Source organism: Hafnia psychrotolerans, from assembly GCF_014639435.1.
GTDB classification, from domain to species: domain Bacteria; phylum Pseudomonadota; class Gammaproteobacteria; order Enterobacterales; family Enterobacteriaceae; genus Ewingella; species Ewingella psychrotolerans.
This window is the reverse complement of record NZ_BMFZ01000002.1, coordinates 550141-571942: the sequence shown is the minus strand read 5'-3', so window position 1 is coordinate 571942 and position 21802 is coordinate 550141. Positions and strand designations below refer to the sequence as shown.

At 50.5% G+C, this 21802-nt stretch carries 21 protein-coding genes; 9 read left to right on the top strand and 12 right to left on the bottom strand.

What is annotated here, in order from left to right:
• Positions 1–255: 255 nt before the first annotated feature.
• The 5 genes from IEV89_RS05745 (at position 256) to hisP (ending at position 4400) form a co-directional block, all read left to right on the top strand.
• Positions 256–828, top strand: a complete 573-nt coding sequence (locus tag IEV89_RS05745) for a UbiX family flavin prenyltransferase (protein ID WP_188471286.1) — start codon at positions 256–258, stop codon at positions 826–828.
• Between the two features lie 337 nt (positions 829–1165).
• Positions 1166–1948: a lysine/arginine/ornithine ABC transporter substrate-binding protein gene (locus tag IEV89_RS05740; RefSeq protein WP_188471284.1), complete on the top strand. Its 783-nt coding sequence runs from the start codon at positions 1166–1168 to the stop codon at positions 1946–1948.
• Between the two features lie 139 nt (positions 1949–2087).
• Entirely contained in the window at positions 2088–2774 is a 687-nt protein-coding gene (locus tag IEV89_RS05735) for a histidine ABC transporter permease HisQ (RefSeq protein ID WP_188471282.1), read from the top strand.
• On the top strand, positions 2771–3484 hold the full coding sequence (locus IEV89_RS05730; RefSeq protein ID WP_188471280.1) for an ABC transporter permease: 714 nt from the start codon (positions 2771–2773) through the stop codon (positions 3482–3484). The genes IEV89_RS05735 and IEV89_RS05730 overlap by 4 nt, the downstream gene beginning before the upstream one ends.
• A 142-nt stretch (positions 3485–3626) precedes the next feature.
• Positions 3627–4400 carry a histidine ABC transporter ATP-binding protein HisP gene (hisP, locus tag IEV89_RS05725; RefSeq protein WP_188471278.1) on the top strand — a complete coding sequence of 258 codons (774 nt, stop codon included), beginning with the start codon at positions 3627–3629 and terminating at the stop codon, positions 4398–4400.
• 89 nt (positions 4401–4489) lie between these two features.
• Here hisP and pepT read toward each other — a convergent pair whose 3' ends face one another.
• On the bottom strand, positions 4490–5722 hold the full coding sequence (pepT, locus tag IEV89_RS05720) for a peptidase T (RefSeq protein WP_188471276.1): 1233 nt from the start codon (positions 5720–5722) through the stop codon (positions 4490–4492).
• A gap of 149 nt (positions 5723–5871) precedes the next feature.
• Here pepT and IEV89_RS05715 point away from each other — a divergent pair, with 149 nt between their 5' ends.
• The gene (locus IEV89_RS05715) at positions 5872–7467 is read left to right on the top strand and encodes an ABC transporter substrate-binding protein (protein ID WP_188471274.1); all 1596 of its coding nucleotides are present in this window, start codon (positions 5872–5874) and stop codon (positions 7465–7467) included.
• Between the two features lie 186 nt (positions 7468–7653).
• Here IEV89_RS05715 and ybiO read toward each other — a convergent pair whose 3' ends face one another.
• The 8 genes from ybiO to rhtA form a co-directional block, all read right to left on the bottom strand.
• Positions 7654–9861: a mechanosensitive channel protein gene (gene ybiO, locus IEV89_RS05710; protein ID WP_229746379.1), complete on the bottom strand. Its 2208-nt coding sequence runs from the start codon at positions 9859–9861 to the stop codon at positions 7654–7656.
• A gap of 206 nt (positions 9862–10067) precedes the next feature.
• On the bottom strand, positions 10068–10790 hold the full coding sequence (glnQ, locus tag IEV89_RS05705) for a glutamine ABC transporter ATP-binding protein GlnQ (protein WP_188471270.1): 723 nt from the start codon (positions 10788–10790) through the stop codon (positions 10068–10070).
• The gene (gene glnP, locus IEV89_RS05700) at positions 10787–11446 is read right to left on the bottom strand and encodes a glutamine ABC transporter permease GlnP (RefSeq protein WP_188471268.1); all 660 of its coding nucleotides are present in this window, start codon (positions 11444–11446) and stop codon (positions 10787–10789) included. Before glnP ends, glnQ begins: the two co-directional genes overlap by 4 nt.
• Positions 11447–11535: 89 nt before the next feature.
• The gene (gene glnH / locus IEV89_RS05695; protein WP_188471266.1) at positions 11536–12279 is read right to left on the bottom strand and encodes a glutamine ABC transporter substrate-binding protein GlnH; all 744 of its coding nucleotides are present in this window, start codon (positions 12277–12279) and stop codon (positions 11536–11538) included.
• 417 nt (positions 12280–12696) lie between these two features.
• Complete coding sequence (locus IEV89_RS05690; RefSeq protein ID WP_188471264.1) at positions 12697–12963, bottom strand: DksA/TraR family C4-type zinc finger protein; 267 nt, start codon at positions 12961–12963, stop codon at positions 12697–12699.
• Positions 12964–13121: 158 nt separating this feature from the next.
• On the bottom strand, positions 13122–13625 hold the full coding sequence (gene dps, locus IEV89_RS05685; protein ID WP_188471262.1) for a DNA starvation/stationary phase protection protein Dps: 504 nt from the start codon (positions 13623–13625) through the stop codon (positions 13122–13124).
• 580 nt (positions 13626–14205) lie between these two features.
• Entirely contained in the window at positions 14206–14988 is a 783-nt protein-coding gene (gene tam, locus IEV89_RS05680) for a trans-aconitate 2-methyltransferase (protein WP_188471260.1), read from the bottom strand.
• 254 nt (positions 14989–15242) lie between these two features.
• Positions 15243–16238: a threonine/homoserine exporter RhtA gene (rhtA, locus tag IEV89_RS05675; RefSeq protein WP_188471258.1), complete on the bottom strand. Its 996-nt coding sequence runs from the start codon at positions 16236–16238 to the stop codon at positions 15243–15245.
• A 403-nt stretch (positions 16239–16641) separates the two neighbouring features.
• Here rhtA and ompX point away from each other — a divergent pair, with 403 nt between their 5' ends.
• Positions 16642–17172: an outer membrane protein OmpX gene (gene ompX, locus IEV89_RS05670; RefSeq protein WP_188471256.1), complete on the top strand. Its 531-nt coding sequence runs from the start codon at positions 16642–16644 to the stop codon at positions 17170–17172.
• Positions 17173–17307: 135 nt separating this feature from the next.
• Here ompX and IEV89_RS05665 read toward each other — a convergent pair whose 3' ends face one another.
• The 3 genes from IEV89_RS05665 to IEV89_RS05655 form a co-directional block, all read right to left on the bottom strand.
• Positions 17308–18072 carry a molybdopterin-dependent oxidoreductase gene (locus tag IEV89_RS05665; RefSeq protein ID WP_188471254.1) on the bottom strand — a complete coding sequence of 255 codons (765 nt, stop codon included), beginning with the start codon at positions 18070–18072 and terminating at the stop codon, positions 17308–17310.
• Positions 18065–18703 carry a cytochrome b/b6 domain-containing protein gene (locus IEV89_RS05660; RefSeq protein WP_188471398.1) on the bottom strand — a complete coding sequence of 213 codons (639 nt, stop codon included), beginning with the start codon at positions 18701–18703 and terminating at the stop codon, positions 18065–18067. Before IEV89_RS05660 ends, IEV89_RS05665 begins: the two co-directional genes overlap by 8 nt.
• A gap of 155 nt (positions 18704–18858) precedes the next feature.
• A complete protein-coding gene (locus IEV89_RS05655) occupies positions 18859–19473 on the bottom strand; it encodes a hypothetical protein (RefSeq protein WP_188471252.1) in 615 nt (204 codons plus the stop codon).
• A gap of 181 nt (positions 19474–19654) precedes the next feature.
• Here IEV89_RS05655 and IEV89_RS05650 point away from each other — a divergent pair, with 181 nt between their 5' ends.
• Positions 19655–20326 carry a heavy metal response regulator transcription factor gene (locus IEV89_RS05650; RefSeq protein ID WP_188471250.1) on the top strand — a complete coding sequence of 224 codons (672 nt, stop codon included), beginning with the start codon at positions 19655–19657 and terminating at the stop codon, positions 20324–20326.
• Positions 20323–21771 (top strand): heavy metal sensor histidine kinase, encoded by a 1449-nt coding sequence (locus tag IEV89_RS05645; protein ID WP_188471248.1) that lies wholly within the window; start codon positions 20323–20325, stop codon positions 21769–21771. Before IEV89_RS05650 ends, IEV89_RS05645 begins: the two co-directional genes overlap by 4 nt.
• Positions 21772–21802: the final 31 nt, after the last annotated feature.

The window sequence follows — 21802 nt, the reverse complement described above, 5'->3', positions numbered from 1 at the left end:
CAGGCGCGGACTTCATCGTGGCGCGGGCAATGTAAGGTTGCCCATCAGACGCCGTATAGATTTAAGCAAGCCCATCATAAATCAAAATCGGTGTTGCAAAAACGGGGGTGACCATAGATTTTTATGTGTGAAATTCCTCGGGAACCCTGTGGCGGGCGGGCTTGCTTATCCCCGGACATTGCGGCAAAGTCATCAAAATAAATTTTGGTCAGTTTACGGTGCCGTTTCCGGCGCAATTCTTCAGAGGCAGTTTTCATGAAACGACTTATTGTCGGCATTTCCGGCGCAAGTGGCGCAATCTATGGCGTACGGTTACTCGAGATTCTGCAAAGTGTTGCCGATATCGAAACCCATTTGGTGATGAGCAACGCAGCCCGCCAGACACTGACGCTGGAAACCGACCTGACGTTGCGTGATGTTCAGCAACTGGCAGACGTTGTGCATGATTCCCGCGATATCGCCGCCAGTATCTCCTCAGGCTCCTTTAAAACGGCAGGCATGGTCATTTTACCTTGCTCGATTAAAACCCTCTCCGGCATTGTGAACAGCTATACCGACGGTCTGTTAACCCGCGCCGCTGATGTCGTGCTCAAAGAGAGTCGCCGTCTGGTGCTGTGTGTGCGTGAAACACCGTTGCATCTGGGCCATTTGCGTCTTATGACACAGGCCGCGGAGCTCGGTGCGGTGATCATGCCGCCGGTTCCTGCGTTTTATCATCGTCCGGTCAGCGTCGATGACATTATTAATCAGACCGTAAACCGAGTGATTGACCAGTTCGATATCGAGTTGCCGAAAGATCTATTTGTTCGATGGCAGGGCGGCCGCTAAACGTATTTCCCCATTTAAGCCCACCTTTTGTACAAATTGATAACATTGCACCAAATTCAAACATTGCCTGTTCCATTTTAGTGCATTTCTGTTGCACTCTGTTCCGGTGCGCGATTCATCATGCTGATTCTCGACGTGATCTTGCTGAAATTTTAATCGCATTGAGCTGATGCTGACTCGCTAAGCTGACTGGAAGATAATCGGCATGAAAACTGCATGGTTAACCCCAGGGAACACGACGTCCCATTAGCTGCACTGGCATGACTAATAATAAAAAGATGTTCCAACACAACAAAATGACCAACCACAACAAACGATTAATGACTGAGGGTAATGTATGAAAAAGTTGTTCAAGGTTCTTCCGCTGGTTTTGGCATTAGCCAGTGTTAGCAGCGCCTTTGCTGCTGTCCCTAAAGACATTAAGATCGGCACTGACCCGACTTACGCTCCTTTTGAGTCGAAAGACTCCAGCGGTAAACTGATCGGTTTTGATATCGATCTGGCCAACGCAATGTGCAAACGTGCGGAGATCAAATGTACTTTCGTAGAAAGTGACTTTGATGCCCTTATCCCGTCGCTGAAAGCCAAGAAAATAGATGCCATCATCTCTTCCCTGTCCATTACCGAGAAGCGTCAGCAAGAAATTGATTTCACTGACAAACTTTATGCGGCCAACGCGCGTCTCATCGCGCCGAAAGGCACCAAAATTTTGCCAACATTGGACGCGTTGAAAGGTAAAAGCGTGGGTGTTCTGCAAGGCTCCACCCAGGAAGCCTATGCTAACGCCATGTGGCAGCCAAAAGGTATCAACGTGGTGGCTTACCAGAACCAAGATCTGATTTATGCGGATCTGGCCTCAGGTCGTCTTGACGCGGCTTTCCAGGACGAAGTGGCAGGCAGCGAAGGTTTCCTGAAACAGGCTCCAGGTAAAGGCTATGTGTTTGCCGGCCCGGCAGTAAAAGATGATAAATTCTTTGGCGTGGGCACCGGCATGGGCTTACGTAAAGGCGATGACGATCTGAAAGCCGCCTTGAACAAAGCATTTGCCGAAATACGTAAAGACGGCACTTACGACAAGCTGGCGAAGAAATATTTCGACTTTAACGTTTACGGCGATTAATGACTTCAGCAATAGCGTTCTACGGCCTGCTGTCTGGCAGGCCGTAACCAGCCAATTATTTGCACTATTTGTTGTCTGTGTAACATTGTCTGCATAACAATAACCTGCGACAGATGTCGGTCAAAAACAGGAAAAAAGCATGCTATATGGGTATTCCCACGTCATCATCCAGGGCACATTAGTCACACTTGAACTGGCCATTTCCTCGGTTGTGCTGGCGGTCATCATTGGCTTAATCGGTGCGGGTGGGAAACTATCCAAAAGCCGTCTGATTTCAGGGTTTTTCGGCTGCTACACGACGCTAATTCGTGGCGTGCCGGACTTAGTTCTGATGTTGTTGATTTTCTACGGACTGCAGATCGTCTTGAACAGCCTGACAGAATCCGTGGGTATGGCGCAGATTGATATTGATCCGCTCGGTGCCGGTATTATTACGCTGGGTTTTATCTACGGCGCGTATTTCACCGAAACCTTCCGTGGTGCCTTTATGGCCGTTCCCCGCGGGCAAATCGAAGCCGCTACAGCGTTTGGTTTCAGCGGTGCGCAAATCTTCCGGCGAATTTTGTTCCCGGCCATGATGCGTTTTGCCTTACCCGGCATTGGCAACAACTGGCAGGTTATTCTTAAAGCCACCGCGTTGGTCTCACTGCTTGGCCTCAATGATGTGGTGAAGGCCACGGTGCTGGCAGGGAAAGGTACCTATCAGCCGTTTTATTTCGCCATCGTGGCGGGCGTGATTTATCTGGTGTTTACCACGGTTTCCAATGGGGTGCTGTTATGGCTCGAACGCCGTTATTCGCTGGGTGTGAAGAGGGCTGAGCTATGATTGAGATCCTGCAACAATACGGCAAGTCGCTACTCTACAGCGACGGTTACCGTTTTACCGGTCTGGCCATCACGCTATGGCTGTTAATCAGCTCGGTGGTCATCGGGGGTTTACTGGCGATACCGATGGCAGTAGGCCGTGTATCGTCGAACAAGTTTATCCGCTTACCCATCTGGCTTTATACCTATGTGTTTCGTGGTACGCCGCTCTATGTGCAGCTACTGGTCTTTTACTCTGGCATGTACAGTCTGGAGATCGTGCGTGGCACCGATCTTCTCAACGCCTTTTTCCGTAGTGGATTGAACTGCACGATTCTCGCGCTAACGCTAAACACCTGCGCCTACACCACCGAGATTTTCGCCGGTGCGATCCGCGCGGTGCCACATGGCGAAATTGAAGCGGCGAATGCCTATGGTTTCTCGCGCTTCAAGCTATATACCTGCATTATTTTGCCTTCGGCATTGCGCACCGCGTTACCCGCTTACAGCAATGAGGTGATCCTGATGCTGCACTCGACGGCTTTGGCATTCACTGCCACGGTGCCTGACGTGCTGAAAATTGCCCGCGATATCAATTCGGCTACCTATCAGCCGTTCTATGCGTTTGGCATCGCAGCGGTGATTTATCTGTGCATCTCATTTGCCTTAATTAGTCTGTTCCGCTTGGCGGAAAAACGCTGGCTGGGGCATGTTAAGCCTCAAACCCACTAAATGACTGTCATCCTTTGGGCGGCCTCTGCGTTGGCCGACTTCATTCACCCAGTCACTGACGTAAGTCAGTTTCCGGGCGTCATTCAGTTGCAGTCTTGATGCAACTTGAATGATTTAGGTAATCACTTTTGGATAAAACATCATGCCGGAAAACAAATTAGCGGTTCTCGACCTGCACAAACGCTACGGTGACCATGAAGTCCTAAAAGGCGTGTCACTCTCCGCCAATGCCGGTGATGTGATCAGCATTATCGGGTCATCGGGATCGGGTAAGAGTACCTTTCTGCGCTGCATAAACTTCCTCGAAAAACCGAGTGAAGGTTCCATCAGCGTCAATAATCAGGATATCCGGATGGTGCGCGACACCGACGGCCAGCTGAAAGTATTCGACAAGAAACAGCTGCAATTGCTGCGTACCAAACTGACCATGGTGTTCCAGCATTTCAATCTGTGGAGTCACATGACGGTGTTGGAAAACGTGATGGAAGCACCAGTGCAGGTTCTGGGGCTCAGCAAGGCTGAAGCGCGTGAGCGCGCGGTGAAATATCTGAATAAAGTCGGTATCGACGCACGTGCGCAGGGAAAATATCCGGTGAATCTCTCCGGGGGGCAGCAGCAGCGTGTCTCTATTGCCCGTGCGCTGGCGATGGAACCTGAAGTGTTATTGTTTGACGAACCGACCTCTGCGTTGGACCCGGAGCTGGTAGGCGAAGTGCTGCGCATTATGCAGAAGCTGGCAGAAGAGGGGAAAACGATGGTGGTAGTGACTCATGAAATGGAGTTTGCCCGCCATGTTTCAAATCATGTGATTTTCCTGCATAAAGGTGTGATAGAAGAGCAGGGGGATCCGGCGGAAGTCTTCAGCAATCCAAAAAGTACGCGTCTGCAACAGTTCCTGTCGGGTGCGCTGAAATAACCTGTCGTTAAAATAAAAAACCGTCATCTTGAACGCCATCCCAAAAGTAGGGGCGCAGTTCAAGGCGACGGTTTTTTTATAGCCTTAAATCAAACCTTAGCTGCTAACAGACAGAGCTGAACGGTTAGTTCGTAGGATTTCACAAAAGAGCTGACGGGCAGGAATTCATACTTCGAGTGGAAGTTATGCGCACCGGTAAAGTAGTTTGGTGTCAGTAGCCCTTTGGCTGAGAGCGCTGCGCCGTCGGTGCCACCACGCATCGGGATCACTTTTGGCTCAACGGCAATCTCCTTCAGACCGGCAAAAATCAGCTCGATAGCGCGTTTATCTTCGCCAATAGCGCTGCTGATATTGCTGTAGGTGTCGCTTATCTCCACCGAGACGTTTGCCGTCGGATAGCGGGCCGCGATCTGCTGGGCAACGTCTTCAATTTTCTGTTTGCGGGCGGCAAAGCTGGCGCTGTCAAAATCGCGGATTGAAGCGTTTAGCTCAGCGCCTTGCTGGGTAGCGTTCATGCCATTAAACCAGACATACCCTTCACGACCCTCGGTGTTTTCCGGCGTTTCTGCACGGTCAAATTGGCTCATGAAGTCATGAGCCATCAGCATGGGGTTGACTAACACGCCTTTAGCCGACATCGGATGCGCTGTCACGCCCGTAAAGGTGATCGTCGCCGCCGCCGCGTTAAAGTTCTCATACACCACTTCGCCAAGCTCGCAGCAGTCAATCGTGTAGGCGAAATCAACGTCAAAACGTTTCAGATCCAGCGCTTTGGCACCGCGCAGGCCAATCTCTTCATCTGGCACGAATGCCACGACGATGTCGCCGTACTGCTGGTCATCACGCAGATTTTCCAACATCGTCATCACGACCGTCACGGCCGCTTTATTGTCAGCCCCGAGCACGCTGGTGCCGTCACTGAAAATAATGTCTTCACCCTTGTAAGGCAAAATTTCAGGGCGTTCTGACGGACGCAACCAGATGTCTTTCTCTTTGTTCAGACAAACGTCGTCGCCGGTAAAGGTCAGTATTTGTGGATGAATGTCTGGGCTGAGACCGACATCAACGGTATCAATATGGGTGATAAAACCAATGCGTGGGCCGCCCAGTTTAGTGCCCGGTTTTACTGCGGTCACGGTAGCGTGCTCATCAATCTGAATGTTTTGCAGACCCAGAGTTTTCAGTTCATCAGCCAGCAGTTTCGCCAGTGTATGCTGCCCAGGCGTACTTGGCAGCGTGGTGACGCTGGCATCACTTTGGGTGGTAACGGCAAGGTAGCGAAAGAAACGTTCGGAAAGCTGTTTTGCGAGTGTTGTCGACATCTTTACCTCTAAGTTTGCATACATATAAGACTTTCATATATAACAGAGTATTACAAAACGTTGCATGAATGTTAATCTGTTTTTGCTTTTCGCACCACGATCATTAGCAGGATCTTTGTAGTTTTTAATCACTTCAGATAGGGAAAACAATGAAACAGAAAATATTAAAAATAAGCAGCGGATTGATGGCACTGGCAATGGTGGGCGGCGTTTCTGCCAAGACGCTGGTGTACTGTTCTGAAGGCTCACCTGAACAATTTAACCCGCAGCTTTATACCTCCGGCACCTCTGTCGATGCCAGTGCAGCACCGATTTATAACCGTTTGGTCGACTTCAAAACAGGGACGACGGAACTGGTGCCAAGCCTGGCCGAAAGTTGGGACGTCAGCCCGGATGGTAAAACCTATACTTTCCACTTGCGTAAAGGGGTGAAATTCCAGAGCAGTAAATTGTTCACTCCTACTCGCGACTTCAATGCTGACGACGTGATTTTTTCCTTCATGCGTCAGAAGGACGAAAATAATCCGTACCACAAGGTATCGGGTGGCACGTATCTCAATTTTGACAGCCTGAAAATGGGCGATTTGATCGGCAGTATCGACAGAGTGGATGACAACACTGTGCGCTTTAATCTGACTCGTCCGGAAGCGCCATTTGTTGCGGACCTGGCCTGGTATTTTGCCTCTATCCTCTCGGCCGAATATGCCGATCAGATGCTGAAAGCCGGTACTCCAGAGAAAGTCGATATGAACCCGATCGGTACCGGCCCGTTTGAACTGGTACAGTACCAAAAAGACACTCGTCTGCTGTTCAAAGCTTTCCCGCAATATTGGCAGGGTAAATCGAAAATTGATCGTCTGGTATACAGCATTACACCGGATGCCTCGATGCGTCTTGCCAAGCTTGAGAAGAACGAGTGCCAGGTCATGCCGTTCCCGAACCCGGCCGATCTCGACCGCATGCGCGCCAACAAAGACATTAATTTGATGAGCAAGTCTGGCCTGAATACCGGTTTCCTCTCCTTTAATACCCAAAAACCACCACTGGATAACGTCAAAGTGCGTCAGGCACTGAGCATGGCGATCAACAAACCGCAGATTATCGACGCGGTGTTCCGCGGTACCGGCACGGCAGCTAAAACACTGTTGCCAACCGGTGTGTGGGGTTATAACGATAAGGTTAAGGATTACGACTATTCGCCGGAAAAAGCCAAAGCCTTGCTAGCGGAAGCCGGTGTACCGGACGGTTTTGAGATCGATCTGTGGGCGATGCCGATTCAGCGTCCGTATAACCCGAACGCCCGCCGCATGGCAGAGATGATCCAATCTGACTGGGCAAAAATTGGCGTTAAAGCCAAAATCGTCAGCTTCGAGTGGGGCGAGTATCAAACCCGGGTGCGTAACGGAGAACATATGGCGGCCCTGATGGGCTGGACCACCGCCAACGGTGACCCGGATAACTTCTTTGGCCCGCTCTTTACCTGTAACGCAGCCAAAGGCGGTTCCAACTCGGCCAAATGGTGTTATCCGCCGTTTGACAAGTTAATCACTGAAGCGAAAGAAACCACCGATCACGATAAACGCGTGGTGCTGTACGAAGAAGCCCAGCAGATGATGCACGATCAGGCACCGGCGGTCTTCATCGCCCACTCGACAATTTTTGAGCCAGTACGCAAAGAAGTCACTGGCTATGAGATTGACCCGTTCGGGAAACACATTTTCTATCAGACAGATATTAAAGAGTGATGAAAGAGGCGGCTTTCGGGCCGCTTCCAAATTATGGGCTTGCCGCCCAAACCTGCTTTTAAATTCAAAGTCAAAACCTTGGGTTGCCACCCAAACCGGCCTTTAGAGGCGCCTATCGCCGCGCGCGGCTCCCTTGGTCGGTGTGGGCCGACGCCCACGACCTTGAATTTAAAATTTAATTTGAAATTAAAACGTTTCCCCCGGGCTTTTCAACGCCCCATCCCCTCCATTTCTCCCATCTCCTTCTCCTTCGGTGTACACCCGCATTGCCTGCTTCGGCATGGTAATACCGGCTTTCTGGAAATGAATCTTCACCAGACGATCCAGCGCGTACTGCACGTTCCACTGCTCCAGCGCCTTGGTGCGGATCAGCACTCGCACAGTAAATGACTGGTCGCCAAGTGCGACAACACCCTGATAGATTGGCTCACCGATGAGGGATCCTTTGATCGCTTCATCTTGCTTAAGCGCTTCAACCGCCTCGGTCAGAATGCTATTCACCTGATCAATATCTTCCTCGCGGCTGACGCTGTAATTGGCGCGATAGACGCCGAACTCGCGCTCGTAGTTAGACAGCGTGGTGATCGAAGAGTAGGGAACGATATGATAGACGCCGTAAATATCGCGCAGGCCAATCGAACGAATAGTCATGCGCTCCACCGTGCCACTGATGCCCATCACCGTGACGTATTCTCCCGTATTCATACCATTCTCAAACTGAATAAAGATGCCGGTGATGACATCTTTTACCAGTGTCTGTGCACCGAAGCTGATCGCTAAACCCAGCGCACCAGCACCGGCCAGCAGCGGGGCGATATTCAATCCGATCTGCGACAGCATAATCATAATGGTGATGGTACAAATGACGATGGCCAGCACGTTGCGAAACAACGTCAATAAGGTGCGTTCACGAGCGCTTGGCCGGTTGCCGCTGCCTAATTCCAGCGCCAAACGATGCTCAATAATGCTGGCGAGTAGTGTCCATGAAACGATGGCGAAGAAGAGAATAAAGAGAATATGCATCAATCCGCCGACCACCTCAGCGCCGGTTTCGGTCAGAAACCATTGGCTTAGATTGAAAATCCGCCAGGCATCGAGCAGGGACAGCGTGACGGCCAGTACCACCAGGACGCGCAGGATCTTCAATCCCCCCGGAATGTAGGAGTTAATCCTTTTTTGCAACAGCGGATAGCGGCGATTAACGTCATCTGGCAGGGTGATACGTTTTAAAATCCAACGCGACAGCAGGCCAGAGATCACCGCGCCAAGACCAATAACCACCAGGCTTTTCAGCGTAGCCGCCATCATGAATGTCAGGCTTCCTGCGAAATCAAACTGCGACAGGAAGAACAGCACCATAAAATAACTGATCGCCAGAATATGCCAGATATGCCCCAGCGCCCGCAGAATAATACTGAAGAAGGCCATTGAACGTTCGGCCAGCAGATTGAATTCATGATGGATATTTCTGCGATTATACATAATGAGCCAACTGGCATAGAGCGTCAGTGCCAGCATCACTACGAAGTTAACGATTGCGGCAGTTTGGTAATTGACCTGAGTGGCGACAATTGGGACTACGACCATCAGGCCGTAACCAATCAGACCGCTGACCCACGCCAGCCGAGTGTTCCAGTACCGTGCGGTCTGGTCGCTGAGCGGGAAGGGACGCAGGTAATCGAAATTAGGTGCGAAAATCAGCCGCAGTACCGCCTTGAAAAACTCGATAATCGCAAACGCGCTGAGGAACAACACCTGCTGTCGAGCTATCAACACGCTGTTACCATTAACATATTGGGTAAACAGATTACCTGCGGCGACGGTCAGCAACAGAATGCCGATGTCGATCACAAAGGCACTGAAAATACTGGCGGGAAGCTGATACCAGTGAGCCTCTTTCAGGCGAGCATCATGTCCCCAGCGACCAAGGCGCTTATACAGCGGCCTAACCAGCAGACGTATCAGATGAAACAGCGCGAAGGTCACCAATATGGTGAGCAGGAAATAGGTCAATGCGTGAAAGAAGCGTTCCATATTGAATGCACGCTGCGGACCGGAATCAATGGTGCGCTTAAGCTTCTGCACTTTCTCTACTATCCGCGATATGTAATGTTGGCTGGTGTTCACCAGATTGTCGATAAGTGACAACTGCTCTGATTTTTCCTCAGGTGCTTTGGTGGCTGGCTTTTGTGTCCCATTAGCGGCTGGTTTTGCCGCCTCGCGCAGATGAGTGATCAGGTCAGCGCGGGATTTGTCATCTTGCAAAATATCAGCCAGCGCGTTGTAGGATACCTGTTGTTTATCGGCTTCACTGGAAGAGGACGCTTGGGGTGCTGCGGCGTGGGAGGCGGTGCTAAGCAGACTCAGCATCAGCGTCAGGAGCAAAAAGGGCAAGACAAGTAATGCAGGATTTCTGTGTCGTTGCGATAACGTGTTCCTGTCGTTATTGGGCATTATTCCTCACTTTCAAAGCGACGGTTGATCGGCCGTTCTCAAACGATGTAGCGACAGTGTAGGGAATTTATGACTGGAATGGGGAAAAGCCGCCAAAAAAACGGGCACCCGAAGGTGCCCGTCTGTTCATAGCCGGTGTGGCTGGTTCAGGATACGTGTTGCAGAAACTCGCGCAGGCGTTCGCTTGGCGGGTTGGCAATCAGTTCTGCCGGTGAACCATCTTCGGCGATACGGCCTTTGTCGATGAAGATCAAACGCGAAGCCACTTTCTCAGCAAAGCCGACTTCGTGGGTCACGATAACCATCGTCATGCCTTCGTCAGCCAACTGCTTCATAACGGTTAACACTTCGTGGCGCAGTTCCGGGTCAAGTGCAGACGTAGGCTCATCAAACAGCATCAACTTCGGTTTCACTGCCAGCGCACGGGCAATGGCTACGCGTTGCTGTTGCCCACCGGAAAGCTCTGACGGATAGTGATGGGCGCGCTCAGACAGACCGACTTTCGCCAGCAGCTCTTTGGCCTGTTTATTGGCTTCATCTTTTGATGCACCACGAACACGGATCGGGCCGAAGGCCACGTTTTCCAGTGCGGTCATGTGCGGGAAAAGATAAAACTGCTGGAACACCATGCCCGCTTCCTGACGGATCAGGCGTTCGTCCACTTTCGGGTCATTCACTTTCAGGCCATCAACAATCAGCTCGCCGGAAGTGATCTCCTCCAGTTTGTTGATGCAGCGCAGTAGCGTGGATTTACCCGAGCCAGATGGCCCGATGATCACCACCACTTCACCCTGAGAAATATTCAGATCGATGTCGTGGAGCACCTGGGTTTTACCAAAGTGTTTTGAGACGTTCTTGAATTCAATCATATGATTTTCAGTTTGCGTTCGAGGCGGCGCAGAACAAAGCTCAGAGCCAGCGTGATAATCAGATAAATAACGGCAACCGCACTCCAGATTTCCATTGCACGGAAGTTACCTGCAATGATCTCCTGGCCCTGACGGGTCAGTTCCGCCACACCGATGACAATAAACAGCGACGTGTCTTTAATGCTGACGATCCACTGGTTACCCAACGGTGGCAGCATGCGGCGCAGCGCTAAAGGCATGATGATGTAACGCAGCGTGGCACGGCGCGACAGACCCAGTGCCAGACCGGCTTCACGGAAACCGTTATGAATCGACAAAACGGCACCGCGGGTAATTTCTGCGATATAGGCGCCTGAGTTAATAATGATAGTCACCACCGCAGCGGTGAAAGGGTCAATGCGTAAACCGCTGACCATCATCGGCAGGGCGAAGTAGATAAACATCACTTGCACAACAATCGGCGTACCGCGAATAAGCTCAATAAACACCAGTGCAATATGGCTGCTGAACCAGCCGCCAAACGCGCGGGCAAAACCCGCAATAACACCGATAATCAAGCCGCCGACCAGACCGAGGATTGAAATCCATAGGGTCAGTTTGGCGCCTTCGAGCAGGATAGGCAGAGCGGGCCAAATAACGCTCCAGTCAAACTGCATGTATTCTCTCCTGGTAAAGCAGCCTGCTCAGCATTTTTGGCTGGCAGGCGTTAATTTAACAAAGGCTACAACGTCAGGTGCGATAGCTTTTATTTCGGTTCGGTGTCGAACCATTTCTTATAGATTTTGGCGTAGGTGCCGTTTTCTTTGATGGTCTTCAGCGCAGCGTTAGCTTTTTCACGCAGTGCACTGCCTTGCGGGAAGGCGATGCCGTATTGCTGACCGGCCAGAGAATCGCCAACGGCTTTGAACTGACCGTTACCGGCAGTTTTGATGAAGTAGTGGATGTTCGGTGTATCGTGCATCACCGCATCAGCACGACCGGTACTGAGTTCCATATAAGCGCTGTCGATGTTAGGGAACTGACGCAGATCTTTGGTTTTCACATTGGCTTTCATGTAATCAACCGAGCTGGTACCGCTTTTTACTGCCACTGTTTTGCCTGCCAGATCGGCCACGCTTTTGATGGTGTTGTTGTCTTTTTTAACCATGATCATCAGGCCGCTGTTGTAGTAGCCGTCAGAGAAGTCGATCGCTTTTTTACGCTCTGGGGTAATCGTGATACCAGCCAGCGCCAGATCGATATTATGGGTTTGCAGAGCGGGGATGATGCCGCCGAAATCCATTGGTTTCAGTTCGTAAGAGACTTTCATCTCTTTAGCAATGGCATCCCATAAGTCGATATCAAAACCGACATATTTGTCGCCTTGTTTAAATTCAAAGGGGACAAACGCAGTGTCGGTAGCTACGATTAATTTTTTTTCTGCTGCATGGGAGCTAACGGCAAAGGCCAGCGCCAGTGCGGCCAGGGAAACTTTTAACAGTGACTTCATCAGTTAATTTCCTTTATACATATTATGGGAGCGATATACGTGCTGCGATCGATTTTAATGCAATATGCGCGCCAACTATCAAATCTATTAACTTTCAATGGATTATGTTTTTATGAACTGAATGAGTCAAAAAAACAACACATCACGCACTATGATGGTGCGTAATGCTAAATTGATGCGGCTCATGATGGTGCAACGCTTTATCATTAACCAAATACTGTGTTTTAAACAATCGTTAATTAACAATCGTGCTTCGTTATTGCAGTCTTACTCTAACTTTTACATGAAAGCCCTGAAACATGCGCTCAAAAATGAAGCATAGTTGCAAGAGTATATCCGATGAGAAGGTCGGGAATTGAGGAGTGTTGAACTGTTTTGGTGCAAGGTGGCAATCCCTTTGGATGTTGCAGGATAATGTCAGCGCAACTGGCTGTCCTTGCTTCCACGGCGGTTATAGCCAGCGTTGGCTTGCTGCTTTTTATCAAGTGTCGTCTGACAGGCAATACAGTGCTGCACGCCCGGAAGCGCCTGACGTCTCGCCTCAGGAATCGCTTCACCACATTCATGACAAAACTCGGCACTTTCACCTTGGCTAATCGCCTGCCGTGCGCGCTGAACGGCATCTTCAACGGTTGAATCAATCTGATCCTGCACAGCGCCATCTTGCGCCCATCCACTCGCCATAAACCCTCCTGTATGGGGAAGTCGTTAAGTGACTATGTATCGACATAATGCAAAACGGGTTGGCAACTCACGTCGCCAACCCGCGTAACGGCCATATACCGTCAAAATAGAGCGAAAGGCTGCGCGATTCATGTTTGCTCCGCACAGCGCCATTGCCATTACTCGATATTGGATTCGATAAACCACAGGAATTTATCCAGGTCTCGTGATGCCGCGGTCAGGATGTCTGCGGTATCTTCATCTTCAACGGTCGTGATCGCTTTACGGGTTTCGTTGGCAGTCACTGCGTAACGTTCAGCCAAGGCTTTCAGATGTTCCTGCACGGTATGAATGTTGGTTGGGTAGCTTTTCAGCGGGGTCTGGTCATTAACGACTTGCACGGTACCGAGCGCGACACCACCTAATTGCACGACACGCTCTGCCAAAGTATCTTGATGATCGGTGATCGCGGTACGGAACCCGTCCAGCATTTCGTGTACACCGATGAAGTTCAAGCCGCGCATGTTCCAGTGGGCCTGCTTAGTGATCAGAGACAAGTCAATATATTGTGCCACCAAGCGATTTAGAACTTTGATGGTATCAAGCTTGACGCTTTCTTCTACGTCATTACGGGTATAGATAAGCTCAGAAGATTTCGTTTTTACCAGTTTAGCGGTGCTCATATTGATATCCTCTTCAGTGAGTAGTGGTGATGAGTGCACAATCCTATGTCATGGTATGCAGTCACTCAATTTCTCGATTAATTAGATTTAACGTATGGAGATAAACAAGACTGAAAATAGTATAGCAACCTTTCCCGGCTCTGCCGGAAATTCTTGGCTATTGATGAAATAGATGAAATCTAATAAACCAATAATTTCGGCAGGAGGTTATTTCTCCTCATTAAAAGCAAGTCTTGCATATATGATGAATTATACGCAGTCGCCAATTAATCTTCTTCTAAATACCATAAGCCTGACGAGAGTGAACTTCAAGTCTCAATGAAGAATTTGGTTATAACTATGTGATATTTAGTATTATTTTTTGTTTTATCTTTTATTGTCTCTTGTAAGTGACAATAGTGACTTATATTACTATTTGTTGTTTTTCTGTACTAAGTATTCCCTGGCTTATTTTTATTATCTGGTGCTATTTTAGGATATTTCCTGCCCGGAGGGATAACACCTGGTGTCAATATGATCTGCTCAACATAATAATTCATCATGTTTCTTAAGATATCCAGAGGCTTATATATGCGCCATTTCAATGGTGAGCGCTTTTACGGGCGATAATAAACAGGCGCGGGAAGGCCAGTAGCACGCTGCGGTCGGCGCGCGGCAGATAAACCTGTTCAAGTTCATGCAGGTATTGGGCAAGGAAAGCATCCTGGCGAGCATCATCCAGCGGTGCCAAAAACGGTCGTAAGCCGGTGGCGCTCAGCCAGTCGACAATCGCTTTCGCCGATGACATGACGTGGTAATAGGTGGTGCGCCAGATGTCCACCAGAGCCCCCTGACTGGCCAGCAGGTCGTAATACTGCTCGGTGGTCAGCAGAGGATTGCGTGAATCCTCCATACGGCCAATTTCCGCTTTCCAGATGCTGCTCTCCGCGACTTTCTGCATCAAATAGTGCGACGGTTGTTCAAGATTATCCGGCATTTGTATCGCGAGGATCCCCTCCGTTGCCAGTTGCTGCATCAAGTGTGGTAGCAGATGTTCATGGCCGGTAACCCACTGCAACGAGGCGTTGCTATAAATGATGTCCTGCTGCTGTTGCGGCCGCCACTCGCGGATGTCCGCCAGTTCAAAGCGGCAGGAGGGCAGTCGATCGCGGGCCTGCTCCAGCATGGCTTGCGAAGAATCAATACCTGTGAGCAGTGCATCGGGGTAGGCGTGACGTAGCAGCTCGGTACTGTTACCGGGGCCGCAGCCCAGATCAGTGATAAATTTGGCATTAGGGTGAATTGCGCGGGCCAATAACTCTGCCGCAGGACGGGTGCGTTCTGCTTCGAACTGACGATAAAGATCCGGATTCCAGTCTTTCATTTTACGTCCCTACAACGGTACCTGAGACAAACCACCGCGCGCGGAGTGCAGTGATCCACGTCCCTAAATCCTAGACTCAGTTCAGGCTGCTGGCGAGTTTGTGTACCGTAAATATTTGTGCGCAATAAACCATGTCAGCGTGGGTTTATCCCTACAACGCCATGGTGCCTAAAATGAAAGAGTTTTTAATCTCATGATTTTATTTACTAAAAAACCACACGCCACGGTGTGGTTTTCTTCGTTAGACAGGGAAATTACTTCCCGGATGGCCGGTTGCCTGCCACTTTTACCGTTTCAAGTTTGATTTTTCGCTGGATAGTCAGTGTTGAACCCACAGAGGCGGCGATGATTGCCGCCAGTGCCAGCCATTGCATGCCGTTCAGGTATTCGCCGAGGAAGATAATGCCCGACATGGCCGCCATCGCTGGCTCCATGCTCATCAGTGTGCCGAAGGTTTTCGCCGGCAAGCGGGTCATGGCCATCATCTCCAGAGAATAAGGCACCGCGGATGTCAGCAGGGCGATCAACAGGCCGAGTGGCAGGATTGATAGGCTGAAAATAGAGGCATGTGCCTGAATCGCGCCAATCGGGAAGAAGACCAGTGCACCAATTAGCGAGCCAATCGCTGCGGTGCTGGGTCCGTAGCTACTGCCTGCACGCTGACCAGCCAAAATGTAGATAGCCCAGCAGGCACCGGCAAACAGCGCCAAACAGGCTCCTTTTGGGTCGATGCTGTCCGTATTATGGCCGAGAGGTAACAGAAACCACAATCCCACCACCGCCAGAATGACCCAGACGAAATCCACCGGACGACGCGAGGAGAACATCGCGACTGCCAGCGGACCCGTGAATTCGAGGGCGACACCAATGCCCAGTGGCACGGTCTGGATTGCCAGATAGAAGCTGTAGTTCATGCTGCCGAGCGCCAGCCCATAGATCAACAGAGCGCGTAGATTGCCGCCGCGCACTTTCATTCGCCATGGCCGGAACCATGCGAGCAGGAGCAGGGAGCCAATCCCCAGGCGCAATGCCGTCACGCCTTGCGGCCCAACCACCGGAAACAAGGTTTTTGCCAGTGACGCTCCGCCCTGCAAGGAAAGCATGGCAATCAGCAACAGCAACACTGCGATAAGTGGAGACGCTGTTTTTGGTAACACGGGCAACGCAGGTGTGTCGAAGTGGTGAATATCATCTGAGGACTTGTCTATAGACGAATCGCCTGTTGATGTGTTTTTGTCCAACCTGGTCATCCTTTGCGCCTTAAATGTGATCCCGGTCCGGGGAATTGTTGTGTTTGCAGGTGAAATTTAAAAGCATATGTACATGCGATACCCCACTGTAGAGTGAAAAGTTGAGTGGGAAAATCCATAAAAAAGATTTTTTAGAAAATCATTTGGCAAAAAACAGCCGTTTTGTGGTTAAAAAGTGCTCATAATTTTAAGAATTATCTGCTAAATGGAAAAAGTTCAATAAGTTTTACTTATGCAATTAATGATGAAAAATAAAATAAAATCAATTAGATAGGTGCTAATGGAAACTTTCTGTTACACCATATGACGCTTTGGACACCTTATATCAGGCAGAGTTTCACGCTGCTTTTTGTTATATTTCCATGGTGAAGGTTACTTTTGTTTTCCATTTGAGGTGGTTGTTATGAAGAAAATCGCATGTCTTTCCGCATTAGCTTGCGTAGTAGCACTGGGCGCTTCCAGCGCATTCGCTGACACCAGCACTGTAACCGGTGGTTACGCGCAAGGCGATATGCAAGGCGTTGCTAACAAAGCAAACGGCTTCAACCTGAAATATCGTTTCGAGCAAGACAGCAATCCACTTGGCGTGATCGGTTCTTTCACTTACATCGAGAAAGACAGTTCTGAAGCTGACAACGGTTACGGCAAATCACAGTACTACGGCATCACTGCAGGTCCAGCTTACCGTCTTAACGACTGGGCTTCCATCTACGGTGTAGTGGGTGTGGGTTACGGTAAAACTCAGGGCAGCACTAATACCAGCTCTGACGTTCTGCGTGACAAATCTGGCACCAGCGATTACGGTTTCTCTTACGGTGCGGGTATGCAGTTTAACCCAATCGAAAACGTTGCTTTGGACTTCTCCTACGAGCAGTCTCGCATCCGCAGTGTTGATGTTGGCACTTGGATCGCAGGCGTGGGTTACCGCTTCTAATTATTCAAGATCTATAGCGTTTTAACGCTGCCTTTCTTTTGAAAGCAAGATTTCGAAATTAAAAATCGCCTCTAGGGGCGATTTTTTTATGGTTACTATTTAGTACGTTAGCCTGCATTGGTATAAAAAGTGGTGTCAGATCCCGCTGTACCAGTTATATCCCTGATCTTCCCAGTAACCGCCAGGATATTCGTTGGTAACGAATATGGCACCGATATGCTTGGCGTTTTTGAAGCCGAGCTTGGTTGGCATACGTAAACGTAGTGGGTAGCCGAAGTCGGGCGGCAGCGGTTTACCGCCGAAATCTAGCGCCAGAATCGTCTGTGGATGCAGCGCAGTCGCCATATCGATGCTGGAGTAATAGCGGTCATCGCATTTGAATCCAACATATTTGGCGGTCAGATCTGCCCCGATATGTTGCAAAAAAGTCTTCAGCGGTACGCCGCTCCACTGACCTATCGCGCTCCAGCCTTCAATACAAATCAGACGCGTGATCTGGCTTTCCTGCGGCAAGCGCTGCAACTGCTCCAAGGTCCAGGGCGTTTTTTTCTGCACCAGCCCAGAAACTTCCAGCCGGTAGTTTGGGATATCGATCTCTGGCACATTATATTCAGGATAATAAGCGTTGAAACGAAACGGTGTGGTGATTTGATCCGCACGGTAGATTTGCGCCAGCTTTTGTCCACCGAACAGCCATCCCTGTACCCGGTCATTCCAGCGAGACATGGCCCACAGCACTTTGTCGACGTCATCACCGTCCTGTAAATTACAGCCGGTGAGCATGGATACGGCACCCAACGTCAGGCCGGAACGCAGCAACAGTCGTCGCTGAATATTCACCAATTGCTTACGTTGGTCCGGCTCGACGATGATTTTTGGCCTGTTGCTTTTATCACTCATCAGCACTCTCCTTGATGGCCTGTTTTTTACCGCCGGTGATCATGGCAACCAAGGTTTTAGGCACCAGCAATACCATCAATACGTGCACGACCACAAACAGAACCACACCACTCATGGCAAAGAAATGGACATAGCGGGCGATATCGAAACCGCCGAACAGCCACACCAGGCCGCTGAACTGCACCGGTTTCCAGATAGATAACCCCGAAAGTACCAACAGTGCGCCGAGTAAGAGTACCCCGACATACATCACTTTCTGCACGGCGTTATATTCCCCGAGCTTGTGCGGCAGTTTAAAGGTCAGCGCCTGTACGGTGTCACGCCAGATGGATTTCGGTGTAAACGGGAAAAAATCACGTTTCAAATGACCACTGCACAGCCCCCATATCAAATAAATCAGTGCATTGGCCGCTAGCAACCACATTACGGCCAGATGCCAGGCAATATTGCCTCCCAGCCAGCCTCCCAGTGTGGTGGACTGAGGAAAACTGAGAAAACTGAACAGCGGATCGGCGTTATAAATGCCCCAACCGCTCATGACCATGCCAATCATGGCGAGCAGATTTATCCAGTGACAGAGGCGGACCGGCCACGAATGAATTTTTCTTTTCCGGGTTGGCTTATGGGGCATGACTTTCAAAGCGGATTGTTGGCTCACGAAGTCTCTCCTGCGTGGTCAAAAGAAGAAACACAACGGCGCGAAAGAGGGAGGTCCGCGCCGTTGTGATCTAATGCTAATCTTGCCGCCTATCAAATGCAGACACAGGAGATCCGGCGGCTCACTCTTTACATCGGTGGTGCGATGCCGTCTTTACCCGCGGAAATAGCGCGTGCGACCCATTGGCCTTTGTCATCTTTCATCGCGAACATCACGATTTTCACACCAGGTTTGAGCAGGCTTCGGTCACCCGGTGCCAGCAGAACAACCGGGACATCATCCGGCACGATGACGGTTTTTTCTGCGTCATGGTATTTAACGGTCAGGGTACGGCCATTGCTATTTACCAGTTTGCCGACGGTGCCGTTGGTCATGGTATTGATTTTACCGTCTGCGGATTCAAACGGGTTGAACCCTTCGCCGCTGCCGCGCAGGCTTGGTGCAAACACATGAACTTCCAATGCTTTCAACGTTCCGTTGGCCTGAGGAACCGCCGCGGTACCGATGAAGCTGTCGGCTTTGATGTCAGAAAGCTGGCCTTTGGTTACGCTATTGATTTTGGTCTGGTCAGTCAGTTTGATATCCAGCTTCTCACCCTGACGGGTGGTCACTTGTACGGAGGAGTCATTCACTGAATCAATGGTTCCACGGGTCGGTTTGATCACATTATCAGCAGCGAATGCACCGCTGCACATCAGCAGGGAACTTAATAGTAAGCCAGCAAGACTCGTTGATTTCATCATGGGTACTCTCCATCTTTTTCAGGTCAGTCAAGGCTGTGGCGTTGCCACCACGCGATTTGTGTCGATAAAGCATGGACGATATACCAGAACCCTGAGATGACAATTTGATGACAAAATTGTCATCAAATAGAGCAAACGAAACTGTTAAGCTTCTAACATTGAATGTTTGGATGATAAGCGCATGCGGATACTGGTTATTGAAGATGACATCAGCACCGGCGACTACCTGAAAAAAGGACTGAGTGAGGCGGGGTATCGCGTGGATCTGGCGCGTAACGGCGCTGATGGCCTGTTTCTGGCGCTGGAGGAGAGCTATGACACCGTGATCCTCGACGTGATGCTGCCTGGACTTGATGGTTGGCAGGTGATGGAAGTCCTGCGCAAAAAAAGTGACGTGCCAGTACTGTTTCTTACCGCGCGTGATGAAGTACAGGACCGCATTCATGGGCTGGAGCTGGGGGCTGACGATTACCTGATCAAACCTTTCTCGTTCACGGAACTGGTGCTGCGTATCCGCACGTTACTGCGCCGTCCGACGGCCCGCGAGGCGGATACCTACTTGGTGGCTGATTTGCATCTGGACGTGCTACGCCGTCGGGTAACGCGTCAGGATCAGGTGATCGTGTTGACCAATAAAGAATTTATGCTGCTGCATTTACTGATGCGCCGTGAAAGTGAAGTGCTCTCGCGTACCATGATTGCTTCACAGGTGTGGGATATGAATTTTGACAGCGATACCAATGTCGTGGACGTGGCGGTGAAGCGTTTGCGCGCCAAAATTGACCGGGCGTTTGAAATCAAGCTGATCCATACCGTGCGCGGCATCGGCTACGTTTGCGAAGTGCGCCCGTGACGGGCGCTGCTCCAGTTAGCCCGCCAAAGCGCGCTAAGTCGCTCACCTTACACGCCACGCTCTTGTTTGCCTTGATTGCAGCCCTGGTGGTCAGCTCCGTCGGTTTTTATCTCTACTATTCGATGGAAAAGGAGCTTATTCGCCGTGCTGACTATCAGGTGACCGGTAGAGTGCAATATTTCCGTCATCTCCTGGCCAATGACTTCCCACTGTCGCAACTGAGCCGCAGCCCCGAGTTGTTTGAGAATATGCTGGGCAATGAGCGGGATATTTTGCAATTCAGGCTGGAAAACCAGCCGCTGATTATCAATGTCAATCCGTCGCACCTACCTTTGCCGGACATCAAACCGATAGAGAACGGCCGTGAATTGTCGCTTGACTCCGTTCATCATCTTTCTGCCAGCGATGGCACGCCGGTACGTTTTACTTCGGCGGCAGTGCGTATGCAGGATGGGCGAACGGTGATCATTTCTGCTGCGCATTTCATGACCGGTGAAGCCCAGATGCTGGGGGCTTTTCGCCTGGAAATCATCGGCGCGGTGGTTTTCGCTTATCTTCTGATCGCTGTGCTGGGTTTTGGTGTGATCCGTCGAGGCCTGCTTCCTTTACGTAAAATGGCGCAGGAAGCTGCGAAGATTCATCCCACCAGCCTTTCAACACGGCTGAGTTCTGAAAATGCGCCGCAAGAGTTGCAACTGCTGATCCTCTCCTTCAACGCGATGCTCGACAGGTTGGCTGAAGGCTATGATCGCCTGACCCAATTTTCAGCCGATCTGGCGCATGAGATCCGTACGCCGGTGGGGGCACTAATGGGCCATTGCCAGGTGGCGCTCTACCAGACACGCAGCACGGAAGAGTACGAAACCTTGCTGGCTAACAATATGGAGGAGCTGGAGCGGATCTCGCGTATGATCGAGAACATTTTGTTTCTTGCTCGCGCTTCACATGCCCACTCGGTGCTCAATATCACGCCACTGTCGCTGGCGGTAGAAACCACCCGCGTAGCGGACTATTTCGAAGGGTTGGCGGAGGAGCGTGGCATGCAACTGGTGTGCGAAGGGGGCGGAATACTCTACGCGGATGCCATTTTATTCCAGCGTGCGCTGAGTAATCTGGTGGCCAACGCCATCCGCTATGGCGATGAAAATACGCAGATATGTGTTCAGGTAGAGCAAGATGGGCAGGGAACACGGATCCATGTCAATAGCACTGGCGCGCCGATACCTACCGGCAAGCGTGAGAAACTGTTCGACCGTTTTTACCGGGCTGACGCCTCGCGCAGCGAAGGCGCTAGCTCCAACGGACTGGGTTTGTCCATCGTGCAGGCCATCATGGCGTTGCATCAGGGAGAGGTCACCGTATTGAGCCTGGCGCACGGGAATACGCGCTTTACATTGCACTTTCCCGACATCCATGAGGAAAAAAAACCTACGCTTCTTCAATAATGTCTCAATAAATTGTAAAAAGTTTTGTTTG